The 21,204-nt window shown below is 68.6% G+C and carries 18 protein-coding genes; 11 read left to right on the top strand and 7 right to left on the bottom strand.

Going from position 1 to position 21,204, the window contains the following annotated elements:
* Together odhB and FCU40_RS17435 are read left to right on the top strand one after the other, a co-directional pair.
* On the top strand, positions 1-801 hold an 801-nt coding region (gene odhB / locus FCU40_RS17440; protein ID WP_168076631.1), incomplete at its 5' end, for a 2-oxoglutarate dehydrogenase complex dihydrolipoyllysine-residue succinyltransferase.
* A gap of 95 nt (positions 802-896) precedes the next feature.
* The gene (locus FCU40_RS17435) at positions 897-1,241 is read left to right on the top strand and encodes a DUF3088 family protein (RefSeq protein ID WP_168076629.1); all 345 of its coding nucleotides are present in this window, start codon (positions 897-899) and stop codon (positions 1,239-1,241) included.
* A gap of 178 nt (positions 1,242-1,419) precedes the next feature.
* Here the strand turns inward: FCU40_RS17435 and FCU40_RS17430 are convergent, their stop codons facing one another.
* Positions 1,420-2,109, bottom strand: coding sequence for an AcvB/VirJ family lysyl-phosphatidylglycerol hydrolase (locus FCU40_RS17430; protein ID WP_004619215.1), 690 nt, complete (start codon positions 2,107-2,109; stop codon positions 1,420-1,422).
* 265 nt (positions 2,110-2,374) lie between these two features.
* Here FCU40_RS17430 and lpdA point away from each other — a divergent pair, with 265 nt between their 5' ends.
* Complete coding sequence (gene lpdA / locus FCU40_RS17425) at positions 2,375-3,775, top strand: dihydrolipoyl dehydrogenase (protein WP_168076625.1); 1,401 nt, start codon at positions 2,375-2,377, stop codon at positions 3,773-3,775.
* 85 nt (positions 3,776-3,860) lie between these two features.
* Positions 3,861-4,187: a hypothetical protein gene (locus FCU40_RS17420; RefSeq protein WP_168076623.1), complete on the top strand. Its 327-nt coding sequence runs from the start codon at positions 3,861-3,863 to the stop codon at positions 4,185-4,187.
* A 118-nt stretch (positions 4,188-4,305) separates the two neighbouring features.
* Here FCU40_RS17420 and FCU40_RS17415 read toward each other — a convergent pair whose 3' ends face one another.
* The 3 genes from FCU40_RS17415 to FCU40_RS17405 form a co-directional block, all read right to left on the bottom strand.
* The gene (locus FCU40_RS17415) at positions 4,306-6,336 is read right to left on the bottom strand and encodes a methyl-accepting chemotaxis protein (protein ID WP_168076621.1); all 2,031 of its coding nucleotides are present in this window, start codon (positions 6,334-6,336) and stop codon (positions 4,306-4,308) included.
* 284 nt (positions 6,337-6,620) lie between these two features.
* Positions 6,621-7,553, bottom strand: coding sequence for a tyrosine recombinase XerC (locus FCU40_RS17410; RefSeq protein ID WP_168076619.1), 933 nt, complete (start codon positions 7,551-7,553; stop codon positions 6,621-6,623).
* The gene (locus FCU40_RS17405) at positions 7,550-8,230 is read right to left on the bottom strand and encodes a DUF484 family protein (RefSeq protein ID WP_004619205.1); all 681 of its coding nucleotides are present in this window, start codon (positions 8,228-8,230) and stop codon (positions 7,550-7,552) included. Before FCU40_RS17405 ends, FCU40_RS17410 begins: the two co-directional genes overlap by 4 nt.
* 123 nt (positions 8,231-8,353) lie before the next feature.
* Here FCU40_RS17405 and FCU40_RS17400 point away from each other — a divergent pair, with 123 nt between their 5' ends.
* Positions 8,354-10,513 carry a primosomal protein N' gene (locus FCU40_RS17400; RefSeq protein ID WP_168076617.1) on the top strand — a complete coding sequence of 720 codons (2,160 nt, stop codon included), beginning with the start codon at positions 8,354-8,356 and terminating at the stop codon, positions 10,511-10,513.
* Positions 10,514-10,520: 7 nt separating this feature from the next.
* Here the strand turns inward: FCU40_RS17400 and FCU40_RS17395 are convergent, their stop codons facing one another.
* Complete coding sequence (locus FCU40_RS17395; RefSeq protein WP_168076615.1) at positions 10,521-12,116, bottom strand: MDR family MFS transporter; 1,596 nt, start codon at positions 12,114-12,116, stop codon at positions 10,521-10,523.
* A 231-nt stretch (positions 12,117-12,347) separates the two neighbouring features.
* On the bottom strand, positions 12,348-13,127 hold the full coding sequence (locus tag FCU40_RS17390) for a TerC family protein (protein WP_168076613.1): 780 nt from the start codon (positions 13,125-13,127) through the stop codon (positions 12,348-12,350).
* Between the two features lie 132 nt (positions 13,128-13,259).
* Here FCU40_RS17390 and FCU40_RS17385 point away from each other — a divergent pair, with 132 nt between their 5' ends.
* The 5 genes from FCU40_RS17385 (at position 13,260) to FCU40_RS17365 (ending at position 19,099) form a co-directional block, all read left to right on the top strand.
* Complete coding sequence (locus FCU40_RS17385; protein WP_168076611.1) at positions 13,260-14,357, top strand: acyltransferase; 1,098 nt, start codon at positions 13,260-13,262, stop codon at positions 14,355-14,357.
* 67 nt (positions 14,358-14,424) lie between these two features.
* Positions 14,425-15,120 (top strand): CHAP domain-containing protein, encoded by a 696-nt coding sequence (locus FCU40_RS17380; RefSeq protein ID WP_004619196.1) that lies wholly within the window; start codon positions 14,425-14,427, stop codon positions 15,118-15,120.
* 65 nt (positions 15,121-15,185) lie between these two features.
* Complete coding sequence (locus FCU40_RS17375; RefSeq protein WP_004619194.1) at positions 15,186-16,145, top strand: magnesium transporter CorA family protein; 960 nt, start codon at positions 15,186-15,188, stop codon at positions 16,143-16,145.
* A 214-nt stretch (positions 16,146-16,359) separates the two neighbouring features.
* Complete coding sequence (locus FCU40_RS17370; RefSeq protein WP_168076609.1) at positions 16,360-17,595, top strand: pentapeptide repeat-containing protein; 1,236 nt, start codon at positions 16,360-16,362, stop codon at positions 17,593-17,595.
* A 76-nt stretch (positions 17,596-17,671) separates the two neighbouring features.
* Entirely contained in the window at positions 17,672-19,099 is a 1,428-nt protein-coding gene (locus tag FCU40_RS17365; protein ID WP_168076607.1) for an alpha/beta hydrolase, read from the top strand.
* 565 nt (positions 19,100-19,664) lie between these two features.
* Here the strand turns inward: FCU40_RS17365 and FCU40_RS17360 are convergent.
* A complete protein-coding gene (locus FCU40_RS17360; RefSeq protein WP_168076605.1) occupies positions 19,665-20,525 on the bottom strand; it encodes a crotonase/enoyl-CoA hydratase family protein in 861 nt (286 codons plus the stop codon).
* An 85-nt stretch (positions 20,526-20,610) separates the two neighbouring features.
* Between FCU40_RS17360 and FCU40_RS17355 the strand changes: the two genes are divergently transcribed.
* Positions 20,611-21,204: SH3 domain-containing protein (locus FCU40_RS17355; protein WP_168076604.1), on the top strand; the 594-nt coding region annotated here is incomplete at its 3' end.

The raw sequence follows: 21,204 nt of genomic DNA, 5'->3' as shown, positions 1-21,204 counted from the left end.
AAGGACGGCCGCGTGACCAAGGGCGACGCCCTGGCCGCCCTGGAAGCCCGCGCCGCCGCCCCGGCGCCGGCCGCTGCTCCGGCCGCGCCGCGCGCCCTGCACGAGCGCGAGGAACGCGTGAAGATGACGCGCCTGCGTCAGACGATCGCCCGCCGCCTGAAGGAAGCCCAGAACACCGCCGCCATGCTGACGACCTTCAACGAGGTCGACATGAGCGCCGTGATGGCCCTGCGCGCCCAGTACAAGGACATCTTCGAAAAGCAGCACGGCGTGAAGCTGGGCTTCATGTCGTTCTTCACCAAGGCCGTCGTGGCCGCGCTGAAGGCGATCCCGGACGTCAACGCCGAGATCGACGGTCAGGACCTGATCTACAAGAACCACTACGACATCGGCGTCGCCGTCGGCACCGACAAGGGCCTGGTGGTTCCGGTCGTCCGTGACGCCGACGCGCTGAACCTGGCTCAGATCGAAAAGACCATCGGCGACCTCGGCAAGCGCGCCCGCAACGGCCAGCTGGGCATCGAGGACATGCAGGGCGGCACCTTCACGATCACCAACGGCGGCATCTACGGCTCGCTGATGTCGACCCCGATCCTGAACGCGCCGCAGTCGGGCATTCTGGGGATGCACGCCATCAAGGAACGTCCGATGGTCATCAACGGCAAGATCGAGATCCGCCCGATGATGTACCTGGCTCTGTCCTACGATCACCGCGTCGTCGACGGCCAGGGCGCCGTGACCTTCCTCGTGAAGGTCAAGGAAGCCATCGAAGACCCGCAGCGCCTGCTGCTGGAACTCTAGGAGTCCCCGAGAAGCCCGCCCGACCGGCGGGCTTCTTTGCATTCGCGGCCCCGGCGTTCTACGTCGGGGCCGTTCGCATTTCTGGATCCCGCGCGATGGCCAAGGACACGCTCTATCTGCTGAAGCCGCATTTCGAGAAGGACGGCGCCGAGCGCTTCTGTCCCGACTGCGCGATGATGGAGGGGTATCTCGCGACCTATCCGGCGCTGCGCGACGCGGTGGACATCGTCTATGTCGACTACGGCCGCCCGCGCGCGGCCCTGGTCGCGCGCCTGGGCGAGGACCATCAGAACGCCCCGACCCTGATCCTGGCGGCGGCCGCGCCGGACGCGGGTCCGCATGGCGAGATCCAGTCGGCCAACGGCCTTTCCTTCCTGACCGATGCTCGCCCGATCACCCGCTGGCTGGCGGCGCGCCACGGCCTGGCCGCGCCGCTATAGGCGTGCGCGGAACTCGCGCGTTTCGGCGGGTTGCAGGAAGCCCGAATAGCCGTCGCATCCCAGCCTAGAGCGCGTTAGGTTTAAGTGTGAGCGGTTAAACCGCTCGAACGCGCTCTAAATATTGGACTTTAGAGCCTGTTTATCCGCTTCAAATGATTCCATTTGAAGCGGACAGGCTCTAACGGCTGGCCCTGAGCACCGCCTCGCCCAAGGTCGCGTAGTCGCGGTTGAAGTGGTGGTCGCCCTTCAGGCGGATCTTGGCGATGCGGGCGTCGGGCAGGCTGGCGCAGATGTCGGCCCGTTCGCGATCGCCGTAGACGCAGGTGATCTTCACGCCCGTCAGCGCTTCGAGCGCCGGGCGGACCCGGAAAGTGTCGGGCGTCGGGATGTTGAGCCAGCTGGTCGGATGGAACCGCAGCGCGCCGTGCGAGCCGGTTCCGATCAGGATCACCCGGCTGACCCGGCTTCGCGCGTCGGCGGGCAGGCGCGGCACGATGGCGGGCAGGGCGCCGGCGCCGAACGAATAGCCGATCAGCACCACGTTCGGACGGTTCCAGCGGTCGCCATAGTCGCGCAACGCCTCGGCCAGGTCCTGGGCCGCGCCGTCTGCCGAGCGCCGGGTGCTGAAATAGCTCAGCGAATTGACGCCCAGCGTCGGCACGCCGTTGTCGGCCAGGTATCGGGACACGCCTTGGTCCAGGGCCGCCCAGCCGCCGTCGCCCGAATAGAACACCGCCAGGGTGTCGCCGGCCTTGTCGCTGGCCACCGGAATCTGGTGGCGCGAGGCCGGCGCGGACGCGGCGTCGGCCGCTGGCGGGATCAGGGCCAGGATCGCGAGGGCGGCGGCGAGTCGGTCGCGGGCGGTCATTCCCATAGGACGCCATCGTCCGATGACATTTCCGACGCGGCGGGATGTCAGCCCCGTGACGCATCGGCGCCGCCAACCGGATGGGGATGCCTCTACGGACAGCGCATTTCCCTTGATTTTCAAGGGCGCGGGCGCCGAAAGCGGGTTCCGTTTTGCGTCACTTGCCTCTAAGGAACACGCGCCTCCAGAGGTCTGACAATATGGCCGGCGAGGCCCCATATTCTGTCCGGCGCCGCTTCCGGCGCGTCCTGAAGGCGAAAGACCCATGGCTCAGTACGACGTCGTCATCATCGGCGGTGGTCCCGGCGGCTACAACGCGGCGATCCGCGCCGGCCAGCTGGGCCTGAAGACCGCGATCGTCGAAGGTCGTGGCAAGCTGGGCGGCACCTGCCTGAACGTCGGCTGCATGCCGTCGAAGGCTCTGCTGCACGCCTCGGAGCTTTACGCCGCCGCGACGGGGCCGGAATTCGCCAAGCTGGGCATCGAGGTCAAGCCGAAGCTGAACCTCGCGCAAATGATGGCTCAGAAGGCCGAGAGCGTCGAAGCCCTGACCAAGGGCGTCGAGTTCCTGATGAAGAAGAACAAGGTCGACTACGTGAAGGGCTGGGGCCGCGTCGACGGCGTCGGCAAGGTCGTGGTCAAGGCCGAGGACGGCGCGGAAACCGTGCTCGAAACCAAGAACATCGTGATCGCCACCGGCTCGGAGCCGACCCCGCTGCCGGGCGTGACGATCGACAACAAGCGCATCGTCGACTCCACCGGCGCCCTGTCGCTGCCGGAAGTGCCCAAGCACCTGGTGGTCGTCGGCGCCGGCGTGATTGGCCTGGAGCTGGGCTCGGTCTGGAAGCGCCTCGGCGCCGAGGTCACCGTGGTCGAGTTCCTGGACCGCATCCTGCCGGGCACGGACACCGAAGTGGCCAACGCCTTCCAGAAGATCCTGACCAAGCAGGGCTTCAAGTTCTCGCTGGGCGCCAAGGTCACGGGCGCGACGGCCTCGGCCAAGGGCGTGAAGCTGACGCACGAGCCGGTCGCCGGCGGCGAAGCCTCGACCATCGAGGCCGACTACGTGCTGGTCGCCATCGGCCGTCGTCCGTACACCCAAGGCCTGGGCCTGGAAACGGTCGGCATCACGCCGGACAAGCGCGGCATGATCGCCAATGATCATTACAAGACCGGCGTCGACGGCGTCTGGGTCATCGGCGACGTGACCTCGGGGCCGATGCTGGCCCACAAGGCCGAGGACGAGGCCGTGGCCTGCATCGAGCTGATCGCGGGCAAGGCCGGCCACGTGAACTACGACATCATTCCGGGCGTCGTTTACACCAGCCCCGAAGTCGCCACGGTCGGCAAGACCGAGGACGACCTGAAGGCCGCGGGCGTCGCCTACAAGGTCGGCAAGTTCCCGTTCCTGGCCAACAGCCGCGCCAAGATCAACCATGAGGGCGACGGCTTCGTGAAGGTGCTGGCCGACGCCAAGACCGACCGCATCCTGGGCGTTCACATGGTCGGTCCGAACGTCGGCGACATGATCGCCGAGTACTGCGTGGCCATGGAGTTCGGCGGCGCCTCGGAAGACGTGGCCCGCACCTGCCACCCGCACCCGACCCGCTCGGAAGCCCTGCGCCAGGCGGCCATGGGCGTCGAAGGCTGGACGATGCAGGCCTGATCCCACGTAACGACGTTCGCAATATGTGATGGTCGCGTCCGACAATCGGGCGTAGAGTGGCGGGGTTCCCACACGGAGCCCCGCCATGCTTTTGTCCGCCCTGGCTCTCGCCGCCGCCCTGGAGTCTGAGCCTTTGGCGGCGCCTCATCACAAGCGCCCCGCCGATCCCCCCGCGACCACTCTGGTCGGCGCGAAGGAACACAAGGCCCTGATGACGCGGCTGGACCATCTGGCGCGGTGCGGTGAGTACGGTGTTCAGCAGGCTCAAGGCGCGACGGCCGAGCGCGCGCCGCGGACCGAGCGGCTGGGCGACCTGCCGCCGGCGCATGGGGAGTGGGCGGTGGCGCGCATGGTCGATGGGTGTCCGGTCGCCACGCCAATCGCGATGCGCCCCGGGAAAATCGAGCGTTAAGCCCCGTCCTCCGGGCGACCGTCGATTACGAAAAGGCCTCGCCCAGGAAGGCGAGGCCAAGGTGTTTCGGGGGAGAATGCCCCGCTGCTGGCGGGGCGCGGTTACGCGCACTGAACCTTTAGAATTCCTCCCAGTCGTCGCTGACGGGCGGGGCGGCGCCGACGGCCTGGGCGAGCTTGGCCTGGACGGCGGCGACCGGGTTGGCGCCGGGACGGCTGGCCGCGCTGGCTAGGGCCGGGGCCTTGGGCGCGATCGGAGTCTGGGCCTTGGGTGTGGTCGGGGCTGGCGCTGGCTTACGGGCGGGGGGTGGCGACGCGGCGCGAGGGCTGGCGGCGCGGCTGGCCGTGGACGACCCGTTGACGACGCCCGCCACGCGGAAGCGGCCGATCATCCGCATCAGGTTTTCCACCTCGCCGCGGAGGGCGTGCGAGGCGGCGGTGGACTGCTCGACCATGGCCGCGTTTTGCTGAACGGTCTGGTCCATCTGGTTGACGGCCGCGTTGACCTGGTTGAGGCCGGTGGCCTGTTCCTGGCTGGACGCGGCGATTTCCGAGACCAGGCCGTCGATCTCGCCGACCTTCTCGACAATGGTCCGCAGGGCCTCGCCGGTCTGGCCGACCATGGCGACGCCCTGACCGACCTGCTGGCTGGACGTCGAGATCAGGGTCTTGATTTCCTTGGCGGCCTCGGCCGAGCGCTGGGCCAGGGCCCGCACCTCCTGGGCCACGACCGCGAACCCGCGGCCGGCCTCGCCCGCGCGGGCGGCCTCGACCCCGGCGTTCAGGGCCAGCAGGTTGGTCTGGAAGGCGATCTCGTCGATCACGCCGATGATCTGGCTGATCGACTGCGAGGACTTCTCGATCTGGTTCATCGCCTCGATCGCGTCGCGGACCACCAGGCTGGAGCGCTGGGCGTCCGCGCGGGTGGAGCCCACCACCGAACTGGCCTCGTTGGCCCCGGCCGACGAGCGCTTGACCGTGGCGGTGATCTCGTCCAGCGCGGCGGCGGTTTCCTCCAGGCTGGCGGCTTGCTGCTCGCTGCGACGCGACAGGTCGTCGGCCGCCGTGGTGATCTCGTCGGAGCCCGCGCCGATGCTGTTGGCGGCGTGGACGATGGTCTTCATCGCCTCTTCCATCTGGCCGATGGCGCCGTTGAAGTCGGTCTGCAGGCGCTTGTAGGCCTCGGGGAAGGTCTGGTCGACGCGGTAGGTCAGGTCGCCCTCCGCCAAGCGGCTCAGGCCGGCCGCGATGGCTTCCATGACCATGGCCTGCTCGCGAGCGGCGGCTTCGGCGAGCTCCTGGTTGCGACGACGCTCGGCCTCGGTCTCGGCGGCGGCGCGGGCGTGGGCGGCCTCGGCGGCGCGCAGGGCCACGGCGTTGTCCTTGAAGACCTGGACCGAGCGGGCCATCGCCCCGACCTCGTCCTTGCGCTCGCCGCCCTTGACCTCGACGTCGATGGAGCCCTGAGCCAGGGTTTCCATGGTCTTGGACGTGGCCAGCAGCGGCGCGGCGATCTTGCGATTGCCGATCCACAGCGCGAAGCCCAGGGCGCCGCCAGCGGCGATCAGGGCCGCTATCAACGCCGTGAACGACGTGGTCTGGGCGCGCGCGATGGCGGCCTTCGCCATCGCCTGGGTGGCTTCGTTGTGGCTGGTGGTGAAGGCGTTGATGTCCTTCGTCAGCGCGACGATGTCGGGATCGACGGTCGCCAGGATCGCCATGGCCGGTTCGTCGGCGTCCTGCAGACCCATGTCCGCCCCGCCTCGGGCGCTGTCGTAGATCTTGTCGACGCGATGGCCGAACGCCTCGGCCTTCGCCTTGGCGGATGGATCGTATTGGGCGATCAGACCCACCTGCTTTCGGGCTTCCTTGTAAGCCTGATCCAGATCCTGGCTGGCCTGGTGGGCTTGGGCGGATTGGCCCTTGTAGGCCACGACGCGATAGGCGGCGTAGCCGATCGTCTGCAGGCGCCGATTGAGCCGCGCCGACGCGAGCTCGGTGGGGGCGCGGCTTTCCACCAGCGCTCTAGTGTCCCGTTCGGCGCGTCGTTCCTGCCAGGCGCCGACGCCGGCGATGGCCAGGGCGACCACCGTCAGCACCACGGCGGGCAACGCGACCTTTGTCGAAATCCTCAGATCATCGAACGTCATGAAAGTCTCTCGATGCGGGCGCTTTGAAGGCTGCCTTTCCGAGGTAAAAACCTATGTTCGGCGTGAAAGACCAGTTAACCGACTCTATGTCGGACTGGTTCGCGACCGTATGTCGCACGATTTCAAGTCGTGTTCGCTTCCTCTGTGTCTCAACGATAGTATTCGTCGAAACTCAATTTCGGTCCTATTGGATCGGTCTGTCTCTTATGGCGCGGATGACCTAGCGGAAGGCGCGGCGAGGCGGCGAGAGATTGGGGCTCGGCGATTCCAGGCGGAGGCGCGCCTCAAGCCTTCGGGTGCGCCGCCTGATAGGCCGCCAGCAGGCCCGCCGCGTCGACCTGGGTGTAGCGCTGGGTCGTCGACAGCGAGGCGTGGCCCAGCAGGTCCTGGATGGCCCGCAGATCCGCGCCCGCCCCCAGCAGATGGGTGGCGAAGGCGTGGCGGAAGGCGTGCGGCGTCACCCGGTCCGACAGGCCCAGGCGTCCGCGCAAGGTCTGGACCAGGCCCTGGACATGGCGGGGCGACAGCGGTCCGCCGCGCTTGGCGCGAAACAGCGGCTCGTCCGGTCCCAGCGCGAAGGGCAGTTCCTCCAGATAGGCGTCGATGGCTGTCTTGACCGCGTCCAGCACCGGCACGATCCGGGTCTTGCCGCCCTTGCCGGTGATGCGCAGCGCGGCGGCCAGGGGCGCGTCGCGCCGGATCAGCGACAGGGCCTCGCTGATCCGCAGGCCGCAGCCCCACAGCAGGGTCAGCACCGCCTCGTCGCGCGCGGTTTCCCAGGGCTCGCGCTCGGTGTCCTCGGCCGCCTCGGTGATCAGGTCGCGGGCCTGGTCCTCCGAGACGGGACGCGGCAGGCCGACCTTCAGGCGCGGTCCTCGCACCAGGTCGACGGCGGCGTTGGCCACGCCGTGGCGCAGGTCGAGAAAGCGGTGGAAGGCCCGGATCGACGACAGCGCCTGGCTGATCGAGCGCGGCGCCAGGGCGTCGTCGCCCTGACGGCGGAAGGCCAGGTAGCCGCGCAGGTCGGCGGCGGTGATTTCGCCCATCGCCGCCAGGCTCAGGGCCTCGCCGCGATGCCGTTCCAGAAAGTTCAGATAGGCCAGGACATTGTCGCCATAGGCGCGCACGGTGCGCGGCGAGGCCCGGCGTTCCAGCGTCAGATAGGCCAGCCAGGCGGTCAGGGCCTGGCGCGCGCTCCCGACGCCGGGCGTCGTCACAGGACGGGCCAGCGCTCGGCCGTGCGCTCGACCACGCGGCCCAGGAAATTGACCAGCTCGGTGCCCATGTCGGGGGTGAAGCCTTCCGGGTCCTTGGAGCCGAAGGCCAGCAGGGCCTCGCGGCGTGGCTCCCAGATCGCCAGGCGGACCAGGGCCATGCTGCGGATCGTCTCGGCCTTGTCGCCGAACAGCGGCAGGGCCGGGGCGAAGAAGCCCATGCGGGCGATCGGCGCCTCGCCCAGGGTCATGTCCACTTGGCCCGGGGCCAGCACGCCCCAGCCGGCCGGAACCCGCGACGGACCTTCCAGCGCCAGCATCCCGGCGGCCAGGCCGAAGCGCAGCTGGGACATCTCGTCGACGCGGCGCGCCAGGTCGGAATGATTGCGGGCGTCCAGCAGGTCGATCACCGCCGCGTGGGTCTGGGCCTGGGCCGAATAGTTGGCGCGGGCGTTGTCCTCGATCGCCTGGCGGACGCTGGCCTCGCGCCGGTGCGCGGCGGCGGCGCGGGCGAGGGCCGCCGGACCGAAGTCGATGACGTTGCCGCCGTCGATCTTCAGGCCCAGCTCGCCCAGCAAGGTCTCGTCCTGGCGCAGGAATTCCGGTTCCGTGCGCAGGAAATCGCGCACGCTGTCAGGATCCACGACCGTCGTCCTGGTCGCTCGCGTCGCGTCGCTCATCGCCGTCCCCACCGTCTAGACTCAACATGGCGATGAAGCGGCAAGTCGGTTAACGCCGGCTTGATGAGCTTGGCCACGGACCATCTCGACCTGGGGACGGTTTGGCGGCAAAAGCATGTCGCCATGCCGCGTATCGCCTCCGTTCTGCTGCCCATGCCGTTGCCGGAGGCCTTCGACTACGCCGAGCCGGAGGGGTTGGCGCTGAGCGTCGGCGACCATGTCGCCGTGCCGCTGGGGCCGCGGGTGATCCGAGGCGTGGTGACCGCGCTGCGCGACGGAACGGGCGGCAATCGACCGCTGAAGGCGATCCAAGGCCGGCTCGACGATCCGCCGCTGCCGCCGGGCGTGCTGACCTTCGTCGAATGGGCGGCGCGCTATTCGGTCGACCTGCCAGGCTGGCCGCTGGCCATGGCCCTGCGCGGCCTGCGCCATCCGCCGCCCAAGCCCGACAAGGTGCTGGTCCTGACCGGCGCCCAGCCCGGGCGCATGACGCCGGCGCGGCTGAAGGTGCTGGCCGCCGCCGAGGGCGTGAAGCTGTCCGGCGCGGCGCTGGCCTCGGCCGCCGGCGTCTCGGCCGGCGTGGTCAAGGGTCTGGTCGACGAGGGCGTGCTGGCCGTCGACTTCGTGGAGCCCGATCGCGGGCTGCCCCAGCCGGACCTGTCGCTGCCGCCGCGCGCGCTCAACCCGGGCCAGGCGGCCTGTGTCGAGACGTTGACCGGGATGCTGGACGCCGGCGGCTTCCAGGCGGCCTTGCTGGACGGGGTCACCGGCTCGGGCAAGACCGAGGTCTATCTGGAGACCGTCGCCGCCGCCCTGAAGGATCCAGACGCCCAGGTCCTGGTCCTGCTCCCCGAGATCGCCCTGACGCAGGCGGTGCTGGCCCGCTTCGAGCAGCGGTTCGGGGCCCTGCCGGCCGAGTGGCATTCCGGCGTCGCGCCGCCGCGCCGCCGCCAGGTGTGGGAGGCCGTGGCCAGCGGCGACGCGCGCATCGTGGTCGGGGCCCGCTCGGCCCTGTTCCTGCCGTTCCGCAAGCTGCGGCTGATCGTGGTCGACGAGGAGCACGACAGCTCGTTCAAGCAGGAAGAGGGCTTCATCTATCAGGCCCGCGACCTGGCCGTGGCCCGCGCCAAGATCGAGGGAGCCAGCGTGCTCCTGGCCTCGGCGACGCCGTCTCTGGAAAGCCTCTTCAACGCTCAGGCAGGACGCTACAGGTGGCTGCGGTTGTCGGCCCGCCACGGCGCGGCCCAGCTGCCGGACATCGGCCTGATCGACATGCGCCAGACGCCGCCGGAGCCCGGCCGCTGGCTGTCGCCGCCGCTGATCAAGGCCATGGCCGTGACGCTCCAGAGGGGCGAGCAGGCCATGCTGTTCCTGAACCGGCGAGGCTACGCGCCGCTGGTGCTGTGCAAGGCCTGCGGCGAGAAGATGAAGTCGCCCGACACCGACAGCTGGCTGGTCGAGCACCGCTACACCGGGCGTCTGGTCTGCCACCTGACCGGCTTTTCGATGAAGAAGCCCGAGACCTGTCCGCACTGCGGGGCCAAGGACTCGCTGGTCTCGATCGGCCCGGGCGTCGAGCGGGTCGAGGAGGAGGCGCGGCACATCTTCCCCGACGCCCGGGTGGCCGTGTTCTCGTCCGATACGGTGATGGACGCCGAGGGGGCCAAGGCGCTGGTCGCCAGCATGGCGGCGGGCGAGATCGACATCCTGGTCGCCACCCAGGCGGCGGCCAAGGGCCACAACTTTCCGAACCTGACGCTGGTGGGCGTGGTCGACGCCGACCTCAGCTTGCGCGGCGGCGATCTGCGGGCCGGCGAGCGGACCTTTCAGCTCTTGGCCCAGGCCGCCGGCCGGGCGGGACGCCACGAAAAGCCGGGCCGGGCGCTGCTGCAGACCTACGCGCCGGAGCACGCGGTGATGCGGGCCCTGGCCGCCCAGGATCGCGACGCCTTCGTCGAGGCCGAGATGGCCATGCGTCAGGACGCGGGCCTGCCGCCGTTCGGACGCCTGGCGGCGGTGATCGCCTCGGGACCGGATGGCGAGGCGCTGGAGGCCTATGTCCAGGCTCTGGCGGCGGTGATCCCCAACGCCGAGGGCGTCGAGGTGTTCGGTCCCGCCGACGCGCCGCTGGCCCTGGTGCGCGGCCGCCGCCGCAAGCGGTTCCTGGTCAGGGCCGAGCGCAATGTCGACCTGCAGGGTTTCCTGGCCGCCTGGCGAGCGCGGGCCAAGGTCCCGAACTCGGTGCGGGTGGTGATCGACGTGGACCCCTACAGCTTCCTTTGAGGGACTGTCAGTTGGTCGGCTCGTCCTTGGCCAGGGTCGCGGCGGGCTGAGGCTGACGAGAACGCAGGGGCAGGGCGGGGATCAGGAGGATCGTCGCCAGGGCCAGGAAGACGACGACCAGCGCCGCCTGCATGACGCCGCTGACCGCGTGGACCAGGGCGTCGCGCAGGGCCGGATCGGCGTGCGCGGCCTGGCCATGGGCGGCGGCGGTGATGGCCATGCCTTCCAGCTTGGCCAGGTCCAGGCCGCCGCCGGGCAGGCTGGCCAGGCGGGCGGTCAGCAGGGCCCCGGCCAGGGCGGCCCCGACGGTCGAGCCGATCTGGCGGAAGAACTGGTTGGAGCTGGTGGCGACGCCGATGTCGCGCGGGTCCACCGCGTTCTGGGTGGCGATGTTGAACAGGCTCTGGCCTGGTCCCAGGCCCAGTCCGACCAAGGCCAGCAGTCCGCACAGCAGGCCCAGGTGGTGGATCCGCGACAGGTCGCGCAGCAGGAACACGCCGACCAGCAGCAGAACGACGCCGCCGATCATGAACGGCTTGTACCGGCCGGTCCGTGTGACCAGCTGGCCGGCGATCGTGCTGCCGACGATCAGTCCGGCCATCAGGGGCAGCATGGTCATGCCGCTGACGGTGGCCGGCACGCCTCGCCCCAGTTGCAGGAACAGCGGCAGGAACATCACCACGCCCATGAAGGCGCTGGAGACCAGGAAGCCGGCCAGGTTCGAGGTGGTGAAGACCTTGTTGCGGAACAGGTGCATCGGCAGGATCGGGTTGGAAACCTTGGTCTCGGCGATCACGAAGGCGACCAGCGACACCGCCGCCAGGCCGAACAGGCCAAGGCTCTGGGGCGCGCTCCAGGCGAAGCTGTGGCCGGCCAGGCTCAGGCCCAGCAGCAGCGGCACGAAGGTCGCGATCAGCAGGGCCGCGCCCACGAAGTCGATCTTGCCGGCCCGGCGATGCTCCAGCGGCGGCATCTTGACGATGACCATGAACAGCGAGAGCAGGCTGAGCGGCAGGTTGACGTAGAACACCCAGCGCCAGCCGGCGATGGCGTGGGCGCCGAACCGGACCGTGCCGTGGTCGGTGAAGTAGCCGCCGATGATCGGCCCCAGCACGCTGGCCAGGCCGAAGACCGAGCCGAAGATGCCGGCGAACTTGCCCCGCTCGCGCGGCGGATAGAGGTCGGCGATGATCGCGAAGGCGGTGGTGAACAGGGCGCCGCCGCCGATCCCTTGCAAGGCGCGGAACACGATCAGCTGCACCATGCCCGGCATGCCCAGCAGATCGCCGAACTCGCCCGACAGGCCCGACAGCCACGAGCCGGCCAGGAAGATCGATATGCCGGTGATCAGCACCGGCTTGCGGCCGAAGATGTCGCCCAGCTTGCCCCAGATCGGCACCATCACCGTCGAGGTCAGCAGATAGGCCGTGGTCACCCACGAATAGAGGTTCAGGCCGTTCAGCTCGGCGATGATCCGCGGCATGGCGGTCGAGACGATGGTCTGGTCCAGCGCGCTGAGCAGGAACACGATCATCAGCGCCGCCAGGGTCAGGCGGCGCTCGGCGTCGGAGAAGGCCTGGGGGGCGAAGGTCTGGGTGGTCATCGGAGCCTTGGACGCGTGACAGCCGGGGCGAGCCGACTACCACGCCCCCAAGGCTGGAAGTAGGGGGATGTTGCAACGTCGTCGCTGGGGCGCGCCCCGGCCTTCGGCGGGCTCGGGCTAGAGCATTTTCCGATAAGTGTGAAACGGTTATCGGATCGAAAAATGCTCTAAACTTTTGATTTCGAGCCCTTTTTATCCGATCTGATTGGATCAATCAGATCGGAAAGGGCTCTAGCCGCCCTTGCGCTTGCGGGCCAACATATTGAGCCCCTCGACGCCGGCCGAGAAGGCCATGGCGGTGTAGATGTAGCCCTTGGAGACGTGGGCGCCGAACCCCTCGGCGATCAGCACCGTGCCGATCATCAGCAGGAAGCCCAGGGCCAGCATGACCACGGTCGGGTTCTTGTTGATGAAGTCGGCCAGCGGGTCGCTGGCCAGCAGCATGGCGACCACGGCGATGATCACGGCGGCGATCATGATCGGCAGGTGGTCGGTCATGCCGACGGCGGTCAGGATCGAGTCGATCGAGAACACCAGGTCCAGCAGGATGATCTGGAAGATCGCCGAGCCGACGTTGGAGATCACCGCGCCGGTCTTGCTGGGTTCGGTCGGCGTGTCCTCGTGCGCGGGATCGACATTGTGGTGGATCTCCTTGGTCGCCTTCCAGATCAGGAAGACGCCGCCGGCGATCAGGATCAGGTCGCGCCACGAGAAGGCGGTCTCGAAGCTGGGCTCGCCGTGGGCGCCCAGCGGTCCGGCGATGCCGAGGTCGAAGACCGGAGCGGTCAGGCCGACTATGAAGGCGATGGTCGACAGCAGGGCCAGGCGCATGATCAGCGCCAGCGAGATGCCGATGCGCCGCACCTTCTGGCGATGCTCGGCCGGCAGGCGGTTCGAGAGGATCGAAATGAAGACCAGATTGTCGATCCCGAGGACGACTTCCATCACCACCAGGGTCACCAAGGCGGCCCAGGCGGCCGGGTCGGCGACGAGGCTAAGGAGTTCGTTCATGGGTCCTCTCTAGGATCATCGGCTGGGTCGCCGTCTCGCGTATGCGTACATGTTATATAGCGAGATAGGCGCGTAACGCTGTCTTTCCACCCCTGGGGGGAAGGAAAACCGTATCCTTGGGGAGCGCCCGCCATGCCCGACGCCGCCAATATCAAGCCCCTGACGGCCTTCCGGTTCTTCGCGGCCCTCTGGGTGGTGCTGTACCACTACTGGCCGAAGCTGGACGTCGGCTTCGTTCCGGCGATCGCGGCCAAGGGCTATCTGGGCGTCGAGGCCTTCTTCATCCTCTCCGGCTTCATTCTCTGCCACGTCTATCTGCGCGGCTTCGGCGAGGGGCGGTTCCAGTACGGCGACTTCCTGTGGAACCGGCTGGCGCGGGTCTATCCGCTGCATCTGGCCACCCTGGTCGGGGTCGGCGCCATGGCGATCGTCGCGACGATCGCGGGGCTGAGGGTCGATCCGAACATTCTGTCCTGGCCGTCGCTGCCGGCCAATCTGCTGCTGGTCCACGCCTGGGGCTTCGCGCCGACGGCCGGGTGGAACCATGCTTCCTGGTCGATTTCGGCCGAGTGGTTCGCCTATTTGGCCTTCCCGGTCTTCGCCTTCGCCGCCTGGCGTCTGCGCGAGCGGCCCGTGGCGGCGGTGCTGGGCGCCCTGGCGTTGATCGCCGGCCTCTATCCCGCCTTCGAGGCGCTCGCCGGCTTCCCGCTGACCGCCGCGACCATCCAGTGGGGCGCCCTGCGCATCGTGCCGTGCTTCGCCTATGGCTGCGCGCTGCACGCTCTGTGGCGTTCGGGGCGATTCCCGGGGCGACTCAGTGGCCTAGGCGCCGCTTTCCTAGGCGCCGCCGTGCTCGCCGCCGTGCAGTTTGGAGCCCCGGATCGGGTCATAATCATGCTGCTAGGCGGCCTTATTTTCATGCTCGCGACCCTCGCCGCGACCGGTTTCAGCTTTGCTGGACAGTCAGTATTCGTCTATCTCGGCGAGATAAGCTATTCGACCTACATGATCTGCATCCCGTGGAAGATCCTGGCGATCAATGCCACGGCGAAGCTTATCAATATCGATAGCGAAAGGCTTCCGCTCGTGATCTGGGCATTGATTGTCCTGTCGCTGATCCCGCTCTCGGCGGCCTCGTTCCACGTCTTGGAAAATCCGTGTCGGGAGAAAATGAAATCCTGGGCCAGGCGCTGGAAACAGCGCCGCTTCGCGACGGTGGGTGCGACATAAACACTCTTTTCACCAGTCGCTGGCAGGGTTATTGCTTCACCCAGTGACGCGGGGGAGTACCCACAGCATGACGAAACGGACGAGGACCCTTCTGGGTTCCCTGGCCGCCGCCGCCATGATCAGTCTCGTGCCGATGTCCGGCGCGAACGCTGACGGCTATTGGCAGTGCGTACCGTTCGCGCGTCTGATGTCGGGCATCCAAATCTTCGGCGACGCCCGCACCTGGTGGTCGCAAGCCGCCGGCAAGTACGACACCGGCTCGGTTCCGAAGATCGGCTCGGTCCTGTCGTTCAAGCCCACCGCCCGCATGAACCTCGGCCACGTGGCGTTCGTCAGCCAAGTGCTCACCGACCGGGTCATCCAGGTCACCCACGCCAACTGGTCGATTATCGAGGGCGATCGCGGCCAGATCGAAAAGGACGTCACCGTCGTCGACGTCTCGCCCAACGGCGACTGGACGCAGGTCAAGGTCTGGTACGATCCGATCCGCGACCTCGGCACCACGGTCTATCCGACCAACGGCTTCATCTATCCCGACGCCCAGGCGATCAAGATCGCCATGGCCACCAGCAAGATCGCCATGGCCCAGAACGCCGTGGTCTCGGCCGCCAAGCAGGCCGCCAACCAGGTCGCCAGCTCCGTCCGCGCCTCGCCGCTGGACATCATCAGCCAGGCCGCCGACTCGACCGACCGTATCGCCGCTCTGATCGAGGCCGCGACCGGCGGTGGTTCCGACAACAACAAGCAGAACCCGCCGCGCTAAGCCGCGAGCGCGTTGACCTTCCGCGCGCGCCGGGGCATTTCCTCGGCGTTAGCGGGGGCGCGTTCATGTTGAGAATTCTCCGTCACGGCGCGCCGGGTTTCGACACCGCCGACCTGTCGCCCGACTGGCGCCTGCCAGAGGACGCCGTCTGGATCGAGCTGGTCGAGCCGACCCGCGCCGAGGAAGTGGCCGTCGAGCGCTCGCTGGGCTTGCTTCTGCCCACCCGCGAGGAGATGGCCGAGATCGAGGCCTCCTCGCGTCTCTATCAGGAGGACGGCGGCACGTTCATGACCGCCACCATCCTGGTCAACGCCGACGGCCAGTTGCCGACCGCGGCTCCCGTCACCTTCGTGCTGTACGGCGCCAAGCTGGTCACCATCCGCTATGTCGAGCCCCGCGCCTTCGCCGTGTTCGCCGCCCAGGCCGAGCGCCAGCCCAGCCTCTGTCCCAACGGATCGCAGACCTTCCTGGGCCTGCTGGACGCTGTCGTCGACCGCACCGCCGACATCCTCGAGCGCACCGCCGCCGAGGTCGAGGTCCAGTCGCGCGCCATCTTCAGCCGCCCGCGCGGCGCGGCCTTCGAGGAGATCCTCAACAAGCTGGGCCGGGCGCAGATCGTCAATTCCAAGGCGCGCGACAGCCTGGTCAGCCTGGCCCGCTTGCTCAGTTTCGCGACTCTGGCCGACCAGTTCGATGGCGAGAAGGATCTACGCGATCACCTCAAGTCGCTGCAGCGCGACGTCCAGTCGATCACCGACCATTCCAGCTATATGGCCGGCAACATCACCTTCCTGCTCGACGCCGCCCTGGGCCTGATCAACATCGAGCAGAACTCGATCTTCAAGGTGTTCTCGGTCTTCTCGATCGTCTTCCTGCCGCCGACCCTGATCGCCGGGGTCTACGGGATGAACTTCGAGCACATGCCCGAGCTGAAGTGGCTGGACGGTTATCCGATGGCCATCTGCCTGATGGCGGTCGCCGCTATCGCGCCGCTGCTTTGGTTCAAGCGCAAGGGCTGGCTGTAGCGCATCGCGCGGAAAGGTGGACGCCGACTTTCCGTCAAAGCGATGCGAAAACAATAGGCTAGATTAAGAAGCACGATTTCCGCATCGCGCCTCCCGCTCCCGCGAGCCCGCGACTTTCTGTCGCGTTCTGAACCATTGCTTAAAGTTGAAGTGGGAGTTTGGCGGCTGTTTCCGCTTATCCGCTCACCGCCGCCAGGGGTTCCCAGAACCGCCGATGCCCGCCGCCGCATCCCAGAAGCCCAGCCTGATCCGGACCCTTGACGCCGCCGCCGTCCGCGCGGTCGTCGAGGCGCACGCCCGCTATCTGAAGGGGCTGCCCAACGGCCGTCGCGCGGTGCTGCAATACGTCAATCTCAACAACTACGAGCTGGACGGGGTCGACCTGTCGGAGGCCGACCTGACCGGCGCGCTGCTGGGCGGCGCCTCGCTGCGGGGAACCCGGCTGGCGCGGGCGGTTCTCTATGGCGCGGACCTTCGCGACGCCGACCTGCGCGGAGCCGACCTGTCGCGCGGCGACCTGCGCGGCGCGTGCCTGCGCGGCGCCAATCTCGGCGACGCCGATCTGACGGGCTGCGACCTGCGCGAGGGCGTCACCGCCGTTCGGGACGACGACAAGGGCCTGCGCATCCTGGAGCATTCCAGCCGGCCGGGCGAGCTGGGCTACGCCGTGCTGGAGGGCGCGGCCCTGGCCGGGGCCCAGATGTCGGGCGCCTTCGCGCGCCAGGTCGACTTCACCGACGCCGACCTTTCGAACGTCTCGCTGCGGGGCGCGCGGCTGACCAACGCGCGGATGGACGGCGCCAACCTTTCGGGCGCCAGCCTGCAAAACGCCGAGATGGCCAATGTCTCGCTGCGCCGCGCGGTGATCGTCGGCGCCGACCTCGGCGGCGCGGACCTGACCGACGCCGACCTGACCCAGGTGCTGCGCGCGCCGCCGCCGATCATCTATATCGACGACGAGCCCCTGCACGAGGTGCTGGAGGCGCACGAGCTGTTCTGCGAGTCCAATGGCCGCCAGGGCAAGATCGGCGACCTGGCGGATGTCGATTTCCGCCCGCTCAAGCGCCTGAAGGCGCGTCGCCTCAGCGGTCTCTCGGCGCCGAAGGCGGTGTTCTTCGGCATGGACCTGGAGGGCGCGCAGCTGCAGGGCGCCAATCTGTCGGGGGCCGACCTGCGCGGGGTCAAGCTGAAGAACGCCGATCTGCGCGGCGCGCGCCTCGTCGGCGCCCAGCTGACCCGAGCCGACCTGTCGGGCGCCAAGCTGGGTCCGCTGAAGATCGCCGAGGACCGGGTGATCCGCACCGACATGACCCGCGCGGTGCTTCGCGGCGCCGATCTGCGCGGCGCCAGCGCCCCGCGCGTCCGGCTGATCGAGGCCGATCTGTCGCGCGCCCGGCTGGACGGCGCCGACCTGCGCGGGGCGGAAATGCCGGCGAACCTCGCCGTCTGAAGCCGCGATTTCCCACGAAGCCTTGCGGTGGGCGTCGACCTTGGTGTTGATGCACGCACCCCAAGGAGTTTGTTCGATGTCCCGTCTGTCCTGGATCGCCGTCGCCGGCGCGCTCGCCGTGACCGCCCTGGGGAGCGCCGCGCACGCGGCCGCGCCGCGCTTCGAGAAGACCGCCTGCGTCGGCGACTACAAGGATGTCGATCTGAAGGTCGAGTGCGGCCATCTGATCGTCGACGAGACGCGCGGCGATCCCAAGAGCCGGCGCATCAAGGTGGCGGTGGCCATCGTCCGCGCCGCCCAGCCCAAGCCCGGCCTGCCGCCGGTGTTCTATCTGCACGGCGGCCCCGGCGGTTCGGCCCTGCCCGGCCTGCCCCGGACGCTGACGAGCAAGACCGCGCGCGAGTTCATCGCCGCCGACCAGGACTGGATTTTCATCGACCAGCGCGGCGGCGGCCAGTCCGTCCCCAATCTCGACTGTCCCGGCACGCACCTGACCGACGCCGGCCCGCCCACCGAGCAGGACGCCCAAGGCATCGTCGCCTGCCTGAAGGCCTTCCAGGCCCAGGGCGTGAACCTGTCGCGCTACAACGCCGTCGAGGTGGCCAAGGACGTCCAGGACCTGCGCCAGGTGCTGGGCTACAAGCAGATCGACCTGTTCGGCGGCTCGTATGGCACGCGCATCGAGGCGGCGATCCAGACGCATCAGCCGCAAGGCATCCGCGCGGTGGTGCAGGACTCCCCGTGGCCGCCCGAGGCCGACTGGACGGTCGGCGGCCCGGCCATGGTCTCGACCTCGATCGACATCGTCATGAAGAAGTGCGCCGCCGTGGCCGAGTGCGCCAAGCGCTATCCCGATCTGAAGGCCAAGCTGGCCGTCGTCGCCGAGCGCTGGCTGGCCGCTCCCCAGACGATCAACGGCAAGACCTACACGGCCGACGACCTGGGCGGCTATCTGATGGACGCCAGCTACTTCACCGCCGGCGTGCTGCCGCGCGACCTCTGGAAGATCATCCAGGGCGACGTCTCGCCGGTCCAGGATTTCGTCGAGAACCGCGACTACTACAGCGAGGGCCAGTTCATGACCCACCTGTGCAAGGAAGAGATCCCGTTCGAAAAGCGCGCCGACGTCGCCAAGGGGACCGAGACCGACGCGGTGGCCCGGCTGATGGTGGCGTCGATGCAGCGCATCCACGACGTCTGCAAGGCGATCGACGTCGGCCCGATCTCGCCGATCGAGCAACAGCCGGTGAAGACCGCCATCCCGACCCTGTTCCTGGCCGCCGAGATCGACCCCGGCTGCCCGCCGCCCCTGACCAAGGCCGCCGCCAAGGGCTACGAGGGCTCGCAGGTGGTGATCGTCACCAACGCCACCCACGGGGTCTCGCATGCCAGCCCCTGTGTCCGCGCCATGATCCGCGGCTTCTTCCAGGATCCGACCAAACCGGTGGACCGCTCGTGCCTGCCGGCGGCGGACGCGCCGATGAGCTTTACGTACACGGGCTGACGTAGCGCCCCCTCCGTCTCGCCGCCTATCGGCGGCGATCCACCTCCCCCGTTTCACGGGTGAGGAGTGTGGCGCCTCCTCCTCCCCCGCGGCGCGGGGGAGGTGTCGCGGAGCGACGGAGGGGGCGCTCTCCAACGCCCGCCTTGGGTCGGCGCCCGAAATTGGCGCCGCGCTCGAAACTGAACTCTTGGCGTGTTCCGCGCCGGGAGCGGCGTCAGGGTCTGGTCGGGAGCCTAAATCCCTCCCCCTCGATGGTGTTCAGACCGGTTAGATCCGTGACAGGTGTTCGGAGACATCCGGTCTGAACAGATGGGGGAGGGTAGGCTGGGGGTGACGCGGCGGTGGAAGCCGAGCGCGGTCCAAGCCCGGCGGATCACCCCCATCCCCGACCCTTCCCCCATCAAGGGGAAGGGGGGCTAAGGTGGATCGGGGCCGGCAATCAGGCGGCGGCGCGGAAGCGGCGGGGATTCAAGTTCAATCTGGCCAGCCCCCGAAGACCCTCACCCTCCCGCCGCTTCGCGGCGGGCCCCGCCCTCTCCCGGCGGGAGAGGGTTTCTTATCGCGCTCACATCTTCTTCTTCAGCGGCAGCAGGTCCGGATAGACCGCGTCGCGCTTCTGGGCCTTGGCCGTGAACGCCTCGGCCATGTGCGGCCCGCTGAACATCCCCGTCTGCCAGGTGGCGATGTAGTCGAGGCCGTCGGCGATGGTGTGGTCGCGGGCGTAGTTGATCATCACCTTGCTGCCGGCGACGGCCAGGGGCGACTTCTCGGCGATCTCGCGCGCGGTGGCGAGCGCGTGGGCGACCAGCTCCTCGTGCGTGTCGAACAGCTCGTTGACCAGGCCGATGTCGCGCGCCCGCGCCGCCGGCAGGCGGCGGCCGGTATAGGCCAGTTCCCGAACCCAGCCCTCGGGGATCAGCTTGCACAGGCGCGGGAAGGTGCCGACGTCGGCGGTCATGCCGATATTGATCTCCTGGATCGCGAAGAAGGCGTCGGTGGTGGCGTAGCGGATGTCGCAGGCGCTGACGAAGTCGACCGCCCCGCCGATGCAGCCGCCCTGAACCGCGACGATCACTGGCATCCGCGCCTTGTCCAGGCAGCTGAAGGTGTCCTGCAGGTGATGGACGAAGCGGCGGAAGCTCTCGGCCGCCACCCAGCGGTCGGCGTCCTGGCGGGCGGTGACGCCCTCGTCGTCGGTGAACACCGACAGGTCCATGCCGGCGCTGAAGTGCTTGCCGGTCGAGGAGATGACGATGCAACGGGCCAGGGCGTTGTCGTCGATGTCTTTGACGATCGCCGGCAGCTCGTTCCAGAACGGCCGGGTCATGGTGTTCATGGCCTCGGGTCGCTTCAACTGGATATGGGCGACCCCGGCTTCGATCTCGACCTTGAAACAGCTATACTGCGCCTGATCATGGCTGCTCATGGCCGGACTCCCTTATGCTTGGTCGCGCACTATCGACCGGGCCGGTCGCGGCGCCAACACTGACCTAACGGAAGAGGATTCTGCGATGCGCGAAACGTCCATGAGCAAGGTCGGGACCGTCCTGGCCATGACCGCGGCGCTCGGCGCGGGCGTCGTCGTCGCGCCAGCCCCCGCCTTGGCCGACGGGCGGCCGCTGGGCGGCCTGTTCTCGTGCGACGGCTCGGGCAAGAAGCAGGAGGAGGGCGCCCTGATCGGCGCGGCCGCCGGCGCCTTCCTCGGCAATCGCCTGGCCAAGAACGAGCGCACGCTGGGCACGCTGCTGGGCGCGGCGGCCGGGGCGGCGGCGGGTTCCTACATCGGCTGCCGGATGCAGTCGACCGACGCGGCCATGGCCGAGCATGCCACCAAGAAGGCGCTCGACACCGGCGTCGCCCAGACCTGGTACAACCGGCGCACCGGCAATTCGGGCCGGGTCGCGGTGATCTCGTCCAGCTACGGTCCGCCGATCGACGGCCGCGACATCCGCCTGGCCCAGGGCGTGCAAGCGCTGCAAAGCTACGACGCGGCCGGCGGTCCCTATGTGGCGTCGTCCTCCGCCAATCTGCGCGCCAGTCCCTCGACGCGCGGGGCGGTGGTCGGACGGCTGGCGCCGGGCGAGCGTTTCGACGCCCTGGGCGTG

The organism is Caulobacter sp. SSI4214, from assembly GCF_012184455.1.
Classification (GTDB): Bacteria; Pseudomonadota; Alphaproteobacteria; order Caulobacterales; family Caulobacteraceae; genus Caulobacter; species Caulobacter vibrioides_E.
The sequence above is the reverse complement of the archived record's forward strand: the minus strand, read 5'-3'. Positions and strand labels throughout refer to the sequence as shown.

Excerpts from the sequence above, each read along its gene's own strand:
- FCU40_RS17395 (WP_168076615.1), bottom strand. The coding sequence starts at position 12,116 with ATGACCACCCAGACCTTCGCCCCCCAGGCCTTCTCCGACGCCGAGCGC.
- FCU40_RS17435 (WP_168076629.1), top strand. The coding sequence starts at position 897 with ATGGCCAAGGACACGCTCTATCTGCTGAAGCCGCATTTCGAGAAGGAC.
- FCU40_RS17385 (WP_168076611.1), top strand. The coding sequence starts at position 13,260 with ATGCCCGACGCCGCCAATATCAAGCCCCTGACGGCCTTCCGGTTCTTC.
- FCU40_RS17390 (WP_168076613.1), bottom strand. The coding sequence starts at position 13,127 with ATGAACGAACTCCTTAGCCTCGTCGCCGACCCGGCCGCCTGGGCCGCC.
- FCU40_RS17400 (WP_168076617.1), top strand. The coding sequence starts at position 8,354 with ATGCCGCGTATCGCCTCCGTTCTGCTGCCCATGCCGTTGCCGGAGGCC.
- FCU40_RS17360 (WP_168076605.1), bottom strand. The coding sequence starts at position 20,525 with ATGAGCAGCCATGATCAGGCGCAGTATAGCTGTTTCAAGGTCGAGATC.
- FCU40_RS17405 (WP_004619205.1), bottom strand. The coding sequence starts at position 8,230 with ATGAGCGACGCGACGCGAGCGACCAGGACGACGGTCGTGGATCCTGAC.
- FCU40_RS17365 (WP_168076607.1), top strand. The coding sequence starts at position 17,672 with ATGTCCCGTCTGTCCTGGATCGCCGTCGCCGGCGCGCTCGCCGTGACC.
- FCU40_RS17415 (WP_168076621.1), bottom strand. The coding sequence starts at position 6,336 with ATGACGTTCGATGATCTGAGGATTTCGACAAAGGTCGCGTTGCCCGCC.
- FCU40_RS17380 (WP_004619196.1), top strand. The coding sequence starts at position 14,425 with ATGACGAAACGGACGAGGACCCTTCTGGGTTCCCTGGCCGCCGCCGCC.
- FCU40_RS17430 (WP_004619215.1), bottom strand. The coding sequence starts at position 2,109 with ATGACCGCCCGCGACCGACTCGCCGCCGCCCTCGCGATCCTGGCCCTG.
- FCU40_RS17370 (WP_168076609.1), top strand. The coding sequence starts at position 16,360 with ATGCCCGCCGCCGCATCCCAGAAGCCCAGCCTGATCCGGACCCTTGAC.
- FCU40_RS17420 (WP_168076623.1), top strand. The coding sequence starts at position 3,861 with ATGCTTTTGTCCGCCCTGGCTCTCGCCGCCGCCCTGGAGTCTGAGCCT.
- lpdA (WP_168076625.1), top strand. The coding sequence starts at position 2,375 with ATGGCTCAGTACGACGTCGTCATCATCGGCGGTGGTCCCGGCGGCTAC.
- FCU40_RS17375 (WP_004619194.1), top strand. The coding sequence starts at position 15,186 with ATGTTGAGAATTCTCCGTCACGGCGCGCCGGGTTTCGACACCGCCGAC.